6 protein-coding genes are annotated in these 9,970 nt (G+C 45.1%); 3 read left to right on the top strand and 3 right to left on the bottom strand.

Annotated features, from left to right (window positions below):
* Positions 1-225: 225 nt before the first annotated feature.
* Positions 226-1,383, bottom strand: a complete 1,158-nt coding sequence (locus tag B9N89_RS24125; protein WP_132323524.1) for a hypothetical protein — start codon at positions 1,381-1,383, stop codon at positions 226-228.
* 305 nt (positions 1,384-1,688) lie between these two features.
* Between B9N89_RS24125 and B9N89_RS24120 the strand changes: the two genes are divergently transcribed.
* From B9N89_RS24120 to B9N89_RS24110, 3 genes are all read left to right on the top strand, one after another.
* Entirely contained in the window at positions 1,689-2,132 is a 444-nt protein-coding gene (locus tag B9N89_RS24120) for a hypothetical protein (protein WP_159455607.1), read from the top strand.
* On the top strand, positions 2,129-3,739 hold the full coding sequence (locus B9N89_RS24115; RefSeq protein WP_132323520.1) for a GMC family oxidoreductase: 1,611 nt from the start codon (positions 2,129-2,131) through the stop codon (positions 3,737-3,739). The genes B9N89_RS24120 and B9N89_RS24115 overlap by 4 nt, the downstream gene beginning before the upstream one ends.
* A gap of 337 nt (positions 3,740-4,076) precedes the next feature.
* Positions 4,077-4,430 carry a hypothetical protein gene (locus tag B9N89_RS24110; protein WP_132323518.1) on the top strand — a complete coding sequence of 118 codons (354 nt, stop codon included), beginning with the start codon at positions 4,077-4,079 and terminating at the stop codon, positions 4,428-4,430.
* A gap of 155 nt (positions 4,431-4,585) precedes the next feature.
* Here the strand turns inward: B9N89_RS24110 and B9N89_RS24105 are convergent, their stop codons facing one another.
* Positions 4,586-7,195: a PEP-utilizing enzyme gene (locus B9N89_RS24105; protein ID WP_132323516.1), complete on the bottom strand. Its 2,610-nt coding sequence runs from the start codon at positions 7,193-7,195 to the stop codon at positions 4,586-4,588.
* Positions 7,192-9,867, bottom strand: a complete 2,676-nt coding sequence (locus tag B9N89_RS24100) for a phosphotransferase (RefSeq protein WP_132323514.1) — start codon at positions 9,865-9,867, stop codon at positions 7,192-7,194. Before B9N89_RS24100 ends, B9N89_RS24105 begins: the two co-directional genes overlap by 4 nt.
* Positions 9,868-9,970: the final 103 nt, after the last annotated feature.

The following is a 9,970-nucleotide window of genomic DNA, read 5'->3' as shown; positions in this document are numbered from 1 at the left end:
AGGACTCCAGTTACACGCGAGAAATCGACATTAACGGAGAGCGAATTACCTTTAATTTTAGATGGACCCAGGTTTGTCTAGGTTTTTAGGAGCGGCAGTTGATGTGCCTTCGAAACGTCAACTGCCCTTAGTTGAGCAATATGTCAATGTTCTCTTGTTATAAACATGAAACAGCACTTTCGTGGCGGTTAAAGCACTAAACAATAAAACTCGCACCGAACGGAGTTATGAACATGTTAGGCTGTCTATGGCTATAGCATTCTCACCACTGACCGCATCATCGACATCAACAGGAATTGTCAACCAGCCGATCTTGGCTTTGATCTTACTACCATCTACTTCAATACGACTGATCTTGCCGAAATTGCTATCGATTCCTGATATTTCAAAAGAGAAGCCATTGCTTGTTTCTTTTAGCTTAGAAAGGCTCGAACGCTGATCAAGATCGAGACGTACCGTCGCCGAACCAAGAACAGGAATATTGCGCAGCTTTGCCTCGCAGCTAAGTTCGTTTTTGAGAGTCAGGCTCCCCCATTCGTTTTGTGATTGCGTCCCTCCAAAGTTCGCGGACTGAGCTGTCTCAAGAATTTTTGATAGCCCAGGTGTAACAGCATCGGGCTCAAGAATTGGAACAATTGCGTTGTGAATCGTCTCTAGGTTCGACTCGTTCAGCTGGATATCTATGGCGTTTCTCCAAGATACGTCCTGGTCGAAAAGTACATCTCTTGTTAGGGATAGTAATTCAGATGGGACTATAGTCGGCCATTGGTCAGGCAAGGGTAAGATAAACTCCAAGGGAATATCTTCGATTACGAGGTCAGAATTTTCGAATGTCAAGCGATTACTGACGCTAAGATCAATGGTCTTGATAGTAAATATTTTTGTTCTATCGCTATTATTTAAGGTTATACCATCAATGGCTAGTGTCCCGGGTTCACTTAGGACCAGACGAGAACTCATCGCGAATTCTGTTCTTAGACCATTTGTTACAACTTCACTGACTTCATCCTGTTCAATGTTGAATGCTGTTCCATCTGTATAAATGGAAGACCAAGGTATTTGATTGAGGTGATCTATCGTGTCTCGCCCTAACGTGTTCATAAGAAGGTTCTGAACACTTGAAGACTCGAAGCTACCGCGCTCGAAATTGATGCTGGATGGGCTTTTTACCAAAGCATCTGCAATCTCCAATGCTGAGGGCCAAAGTTTAGAAGGAATTTTGTCGCTGGGTACTTTCTCGCAACTTTCAAGTTGCCAAGATTGGCACCAAGCCGAAAAGCTCGTACTTGACGCCACATCAAGTTGTGATGCTGTTGGCAAGTAACCACAGCTTGTAAGGAGCCATGGCATGGTGATTCCTAATGTCTTCGTGATAAGTCTCATAAAGTCTCCCGTGGAATTATGGAAATAGACGCAAACAAATAAGCCGTAAGAGGTTTCTGAATGTCCTGATTTATGTCCGGTAAATCGAAAGAAACCGAAGGCTTATTTATTTGCTCGTTAAGTTTGGGTGGAGCCTACCACCGATAGAATCAATGATGAATGGAGAATCGCCGTCTTCAAATTTTTTGAATAGGATTCTTGCGAACAGTCAAAAGTTCAAGGACCAATCGAACAATAATTTCCGTTGTATTATATTCGTGGAAAATGAATGATCACCCTCTTTCATGCCAAGGAGATTGAAACACATGACGAGTTTAGATAGAAGGAAGCTGATCAGCCTAGCGGCAGCGGCAATTGGTGTTACGACGCTGGATCAGTATTGGCTGGACGCGCTTTTGGCTGAGGAACAGGTAGCTCCACCGGGTTTTATCAAACTGTCTGAAAGCTTATTGGAAGAGAGTCATTTAGATCCTGTTCTCGCTCTTGCTTATTGGAGGCTTTTGAAGCAGAAGTTCAAGCTAGATGAGAATAGTTTTCGTGGAGAAGGGACAAAGTCCAAAACCCACCACCCGAACTGGCCAGAGATCGAGATGGCTATTTTGAAAATGTGGTTATGTGCGTCCAATGAGTTGCCGCTTGCACTGAAAGCTCATGGTTACGTACAAGCTTTGGTGTGGAAGCTGATTGGTATAACACCTCCATCAGTTCCTTATGGAACAAGATATGATCTCCCAGGGAGTAAGTCATGAGAAAAACATATGACATCTTGATTGTTGGTAGTGGTGTTGCTGGTGCTTTGGCTGCTCATCGCTTTTTAGATAAAGGACTTTCAGTTCTTATGTTGGAGGCTGGTCCTGAGCCAGCAAGTCGGGATGTCCTCGTATCACGGTATCAGAAAGCCGATATCAAAGTGCCAAGTGTCCCTTATCCTGACAGCCCTCAGGCTCCTCGCCCTGATGTTAGCAAGCCACAAGACTACTATGTTCAAAAGGGCCCCAGTTTTTTTAATAGCAGCTACGAGAGGCTGGTAGGTGGTTCTACTTGGCATTGGCTCGGAAGCTGCTTAAGACTTGTGCCAGAAGATTTTAAACTTAAAAGTACGTTTGGGGTTGGCGCTGATTGGCCGATCACTTACGAACAACTCGCTCCATATTATGACCGAGCAGAGAAATTTTTAAACGTGGCCGGTGACAATGATTTTGACCTCGATTCACCTCGGCAGTCAAAATATCCAAGCCCCCCGGTACCTGTTTCTTACCTTGATAAGGTGATTAGAAAGAGGATCGAAGGGACTACTTTCCAGGGACGAGCCTTTAAAATGGCCACCAATCCTCAGGCTAGAAACCCTAAGACGTGCTTGGGGAGTAATAGCTGTGTCCCGATCTGTCCGGTTGGTGCTAAGTATGAAGCTTACAAAGATATAAAGTCTGCAGTCCAGAAAGGTCTGCATCTAGTGTCGAAGGCTGTCGCTAGTAAGATAGACATCGATAGCTTAGGTGCGGTTGAAAGTATCACCTATCAAACTTGGGATGGGACATCTCACAAGGCATCTGCAAAGCATTTTATTCTTGCGGCTGGTGGTATCGAGACTCCAAAGTTACTCCTGAACTCAAAATCAGAAAATGTTCCTCTAGGGGTCGCCAATTTAAGTGATATGGTTGGCAGAAACCTGATGGATCACCCAGTGCAGCTAGGGTGGGCGCTTATGCCGGAAAAAGTCTGGCCATTTAGGGGGCCTCTTTCAACATCTGGGTTTGAGCAACTGCGAACGGGTACGTTTCGCAAGAAAGTAGCTGCGTCTCGCCTAGAAATACATAATGACGGCTGGGGCTGGGCGGAAGGTGGTCCCGTCGTAGACGCTGCCAAGTTTGTTGAGCAAGGTTTAAGAGGAAAAAAGCTAAAGGAGGTGCTTCAAGAGCATTGCTTGGCTCAAGTCTCAATAGCGACACTCTTAGAACAATTGCCCCAAAGTCACAATAGGGTCACTCTTTCACAGAAAAAAGATGCTTTAGGGATTCCTAGGCCTGAGATCTTCTATAAGTTTACCGATTATGAGTTTGCTGGCTTAGATCTTGGAAAAGCCCAACGACAAAAATTTTTTAAAGGGTTAGGTTGCAAAGAAATTCGATCGAACGATCTTATTTTCGGCGCCGGACATATCATGGGTACTACGAAAATGGGTATCTCTCCAAAGGACTCGGTAGTGGACTCATGGGGACAAAGTCACGATCATAAGAACTTATCTATATTGGGCTCCAGTAACTTCCCAACGGCAGGAACGGCCAATCCAACTTTAACCCTTGTAGCCCTAGCCGAACGAACCTGTGACAGAATCATGGATCGGAATTTTACTTAAACTGTGGGCTGCTTACTCCGGGGACACGAGGGGCTGTTGACGTTTCGAACACAGGCCGCTGATTTAACTTAATAAGTCAATCTGTTGTCGCTCGACGTCACTATATTCTCGCCATGTCTCCTCCTCTCTGCCAGTCTTGGTTTTCATTCAGCCAGAACGCTAGGATATGTTCAAACGCCAACAGCCGCTAAGCGAAACTATTTGTAGCTTGGCCGACATGGGTTTGAAGGAGAGTTACAGCTAGAAGGCACCCAACTTGCTACTGCTAAATTAGCCATCCGCTAGACCTATGGAGTCTTTGCTCTTTTAGCTGAATGTTAAACAATTACTGGGTGCTATGAGGTTGCCAATCGAGAAAATTGATAGTGAAATGCTGGACATTGTAAAGGGTTTGAACAGTCGCGGTCTTTCAACCCAGTTTTCTTGTCAGGGCAACCATGAAAATGGACAGATAGGCATTGCATATATTAGTTTTTCTGATGGAGTAAAACTACCTAGTTCGCTCATTCGTTTTATCAAAGATCAAAATTGGCAGATCGACATTGATACCACTGATTCTCAAGGTATGCGTAAAGTATTTGTATGTTCTGTTTATAGTATTGATGCATACTTCCCAAAAGACCTACCCAGGCTCAAGCAGCGCAATATCGATTTCTTGAATGGTTGGCGTTATTACCTTCGCAGCTATTGAAGAACTGTTTGCGTGTGTTGTCCACACTGCTCTTATACTTTTTCTCTACCTGCAGTTACTCTATCCACCTCAGATAAGCCGCAAAAATTCGGATACAGTTAGATCGTAAAACAGCAACCCAAACACGCTGCGCTGAGCAGAGGTTACTCAAAACTTTAAGAAGCTTGGGAATCATCATCTTGGGCAGCATTTAACATCTTTTCAATGGCGCCATCATCGCTATCAATGTGAATCGGTTGCTGATCTGAAACTCTCTGAAATACACGAGGAACGTTGGTGACCATTGGTCTTTGCAGCATATTTGAAAGGGACGTTAGATAACTGCTATGGCTGCACTGTTCGACGATGATACCTTTAGCTAGGGGAACAGCTAGACTCGCTAAGTTGGAAGGCACCTGGAGAAGTACGATCTTATTCAGGATCTGGCTAAAGTCTTCGGGGCTATGGATCTTCTTAATATTCCCGTTAAAGGAACCAGCGTGATTACCTTGGCCGTGAATACGCCCCCATGGTTTTGGGCTTTCTTTAAAAAATTTCTCAATGACATTTTCTGTGACAGGAATAAATTCTGTTATTTGAAATTCGCGGATATTGTTATAGGTATTTTGGTAAGCCTGATACTCTTCCTTGCGCTTACTGATCAAGTCTTTGATGTCTTTGTCGAGAAATCCACCTAATTCAAGAGCTTCAAATTCTTCCATGAGAAAGTAATGGATGTCCGTTGGGTTTTCGATGAACTGGCTATCGTGAAGCTGATAGCCTATGGCACTTACCACCTGCTTGAGAAGCATAAAAAACTGAAGCTTTTGAATGCGGATATGTTGGACATCCACCATCAATTGCTGAAATTTCTGATATTTCTTGCGCAAGCGATTCAGAATACTAGGACCTTGGCTTTGATGAATCTTGTGAAACAACTCATTTAGAATCTTTTGCTGCGGTGGCTCCGACTTCATTGGTGGAATGACTTCTTTGTGCTGGCAATATAGATGGAGCAGTGGCAGAAGAATAGCCGGATTTTCCGCCACGGTCACTGAGTTAAATTTACCTTCCTGAAAACTCAAGAAACCATAGTCTTGAATAAAGCTACGGAAGCAATGATTAGCTTTTTGGTGATCTTTTGCAAGATGGTGGAACAACTTCTGTGGATCATGAAAGTCATAGTTCTCCATGATGCGCTCTTGGCTAAACTCCCTTGCCATATCGAGGAAGTCTCGGTAAAACGTTGGTGTATCGAGTTGCATAGAAAGCTCAAGTTCTAGAGGCGACATAGGAACACCGGCTTCCTGGCTGATACCTTGAATTTTAAGACCGACTTTAAATGCTTCAAGACGCACCAAGGCTTGGCTGTGATGTAACTGTGAATGTTGGTTCAGAAGGTCTTCGAATTCTGAGAAAAGCTCCCCTACGTTATGAGTGGCAAAATACTGAGGGGTGTAATCCAGAAATCGATCGCGGTAGCGTTGTGCGAAATCTTGACTTTTCTTTTGGGCCTGGAGGTGCATCTCATCCACATCTTGGAAGATAGCTGCCCGCAACTTTTTGAGTAGGGGGGGGGCGTGATCGGGTTGGTTATTGGTGGTTCCAAGGGTAAGGAAACTTTCAAGAAGAGCTCGATCTTGCTCATGAGGTACCAGCTGTGCTATCTCGCTTAATGCTGTTTTGTTACTAAATATGCGACATGTAATCATAGAAAGCACGTGCTGCATCTTTGCGCGTTGGGTATTTATTGCAAGTGGATCCGCTTTAAAAAGATTCAGTAGATAGGTTAGCTTACTTTGGTAGAGGTGACGATTGACTGAAAAAGACAAAGGTGATGTTAGCCCCAGGTAGCTGGTTTCAAGGTTATCGTTGCTCCAGGTGCTCCCGTGGCGTGAATTATCCCTCATAGCAGGAAAGTAGGCTGGTTTTTTGATGCCGAGTAAGTATAGACGGCCCCCCGAGCTTGCGAAGTGAAGACGTAATGGCTTCGAGAATTGTTTTAAGATGGCAAAACTCTGCTTTAAGATCAAGTCTATGGACTTCTGTTCCAAAATAGGAGTCAAATGAAACTTGGGAGAAACTTCGCTTGAAATCTCACGGCCATTGGCATCGTATCTTAAGGAGCGAGTTTTCATGCCTGCATTCTGGACCTCGATCTTCTTGGACCGCCAATTATACTCTAGATAATCGATTTGATCTTCGATTTTCTTTGAGCCGTAGTAGTGTTCCATCACAGCCTGGGATCGGTTGCCATTATGAGGATTGGCCGTAAAAACGATCATGGTTTTATCAACTGACACATAGCGCTGGAGAATTAAAGAACCCATAAAGGGCATCCCGTTCTCCACCAGTTCACAGGCAATATGCTGTAATATTGCAGATTGAAGCTTCGTGAATTCTCCACTTATAAAGCTAGCGACACATGACGAGGATCGATGGGGCTGCGCTGAAGACGAACGAACTACAAGGTGATTTTCCCGATCCAGAAGTTCATTAAGTTCGTTGGCAAGAGCCTCGGGTAGTGGGGTTGCCATCACTATCTGCTCTACCGCTTGCTTGATAACTTCCCTCTGAGAATCTTGCTGAAGTTGATCCAGATAGCCTACTAATTGTTCAAAATTAGCAGATTCTTCGAGAATTTCTAGGCAAGTACTGCCTGTTAGACACCAGTAGGTGGGAATTTGATCAGAATTAGTTAGAGCTGCCATTTGCAACCTGAGCGCTTTGAAACCGGTGTCCTCCAGATGATAGTCGAGAAGATCTTGCGAGGAAATTAGTTTCATGCCATCAATCCTTGCCAAGTTAGAATGCGTATCAAATTAGAATGGAAGTGAATCAGTTTGCTAGACTTTTGAAAACTATCTTCAAGGAGGCCAAGAGGATAGGTAAATACTGTATAGAATTTAAGAGCTAGACGGAGCTGCTTTTGCCACTCGTCCTGACTGAGATCCCTTTCGGAACTTTCACTTAAAGCTTGCCAATGGGCTTGAGACAGCTCGTTAAGAAGCTCCTCATCAAGTTGATGATGGAGATGAATCATAAAATCGATGAGGTCATGTTGGGCGATGTTCCAAGAGCTATAGCTCCAATCGATCAAAGTCAATCGATCGTTATGAAAGGCCATGTGATTTTGATTGAGACGACCGTGAATCATTGTCTTCGGACAAGCATCCCACTCTGGTAGCCATGTATCTCGTTTGGCGAGCAGATTCATTTGGTGCTGGAAAAGATGATCGTCATACCATTCGGGAAACAGGAATTTACCATTAACAACCAAGGAGCCCCAAAGGATAGATGCTACATTGATCTGATCAATATGAGGCATATAGAGATCGGAGTGAGCGTGAGCCCGCAGCTGGCCATGCAACACCCCTAGCTTCTCAGCGATTCGCTTGGAGTCTTGGATGATCGAACCAATTTTATTACCGAGATCTTCCATTATCACGACATAGGCATCATTTTTACTTTGGCGATAGCAAGCCGGGCGCTTGGGGAGGAACTCTACTAGGGGCTTCGGTGGCTCACGATTGATGCGCCATTCCCTTTCGTGACAGTCGCGATACGGTAAAGCTTCCTGGTATCGAGAGATATACGACGAAAGCAGTTCTCCACAGTTTTTGGTTATGCTTTCGATGACCAACTGGACGTCCTGTCCCGATAGGAGAGACTTTACAACGCAGGTATAGTACTTCGTATCGCCTTGGCCCACCCGGTAGCGAAGCTTCGCTTTGGTGAGGCCGACAAACTTGGGGAGCTTGCGTCGGATGAGGTGTTTCGCAAAATAGGACTGATTCATAATTTCACTAGAAAACGATAGACTTTCTACAAGTACTCCGGGAGTTCCCTCTAACGTTTGTAAAATTGGGGTGAAGAATGCCTTGTCGAGGTGCTCCATACGGAGGCATTCCACAGGGTGATTCTTTAAGAAACTCCGGCGACTCACGGAAAAATAGGATTTAGCCAGAGATGCCAAACCAGAAACTTCAAGAGCCAAAGAAAAGCCAGCTACAATCTCGGCGAGCCGCCCCTGTTTGCCGGGGCCATGGCACTCAATTAACTCTAAGCATTGCTGTTGATGCCCGAAACTGGTCCCTTTGCCAACGGTTTCCAAATCAAGTCGAGGCAAGATCAGAGATGTGTACAAGCCGCCATCAACGGGCTCCACATAGAATTGTCCAATACAGGTGTCAACCATACTTGAAAGGCTTTGACCTGTGGCCATCAGTAGCGAGGGTAAGGTATGGTTTAAACCAAGATGAGTATGCTTGCAGTCGTTTAGGTTGCGATTAGTTTGATGGTGGCGATACGCAGCTAAGATCTCGCTCAAATTTGACTTGAGAATGGTCTGCGCAACGTCTTCAGTTATCATTGCTTCAGCAATGACCTGAATGCCGTTACCTGAAAATAGCGGCGATCGATCGGCTGGGGTATCCCCTTGAAATGAAGAGTCGATCACAAAGTTTTCGATCGTCACTGATTCCTTGGGAAGCATGTAGTCGAGGCACCGTTGGATGAAGGTCCAAGTCGCCTGTTTAACTTTAGATAGGGAACCAGATTCTGCTAGGGTATAATGGAGGCTTATATGAACCTTGGTACCTAAGCTATGGGGCCAGATTTCAACGCGGTCAATTTCAGGAAATAGGTCTTGGATCTGATCAGCCATTTCTGCTTTGTGATCAAGCAGCCAGCGGGTGAAATAGTTAGCTCCTTTGTGGTTTTCAAATATCATTAGCGGGTTGAGCCGGATGGATTGTCTCATCACTCGTGTCGATACACCTCCACTCATACTCATAGCCTTCGAACCCCGCGCCGCCGAGGCAACCAAGGATGTTTCATTAGTCGCAAAGGGTGCATAGATGGGGCCAGACACCCGCTCCCCATGAAAGTGGAGGGGACCAGCAACACCTACTGGCATTTCAATGGAACCGATGAAGTTCTCGACTTTTGTGGAGGCGTCAGCTGGGTCTAGGTAGCAATGCTCTAAGCCGCTAAGTGGTTGAGCAGTGCGTTCTCTTAGAAAGTTTAGCCGCTGTAGGCGAGACTGTTCATTGGCGTCTCCTCTGGCTGGAATGGGAATCCATTCCGGGCTAGGTTCTGGTTCGGATTCCAGCAACCCATAGAGATCTTGATAGACCTGTTTCATGATGGCATCGCTGTTATCATCATCGACCATCATGGCTACGTGAATTCGCTCGATATCGAGTTGAAACGTGATCCGTTTAATTCGAAAGTTCAAAGGCCCGTAAGTACGGTATTGAGAAACGATATAAACCTGCTCGACGCTGGCACCCACATGAAAGGGACTGTTTTCGCGATAGGGTGGTGTGATCGCCAGACCTTGGGAGGAAACGTCATCGATGGGTGACTCTAGTGATTCATCCTCACGTGAGTAGCGCAGCGTCCAAGGTTCGTTTGTAATTTTGATCCGTACAGAATGTCGAGCATCCTTGCTCATGCAAACCTTCCAAACTAAAAAATCCTGAATTAACTTTCGGCGAAATCGCTGAAATTGTTTGAGTTTGCTCCTGACAAGTATTTAAAGGGCTGTTATAGTTGAC

Origin of the sequence: Pseudobacteriovorax antillogorgiicola (genome assembly GCF_900177345.1) — a bacterium.
In the GTDB taxonomy this organism is placed as follows: Bacteria; Bdellovibrionota_B; Oligoflexia; order Oligoflexales; family Oligoflexaceae; genus Pseudobacteriovorax; species Pseudobacteriovorax antillogorgiicola.
Note: the sequence above shows the minus strand (reverse complement) of the source record. Positions and strands in the feature narration are given on the sequence as shown.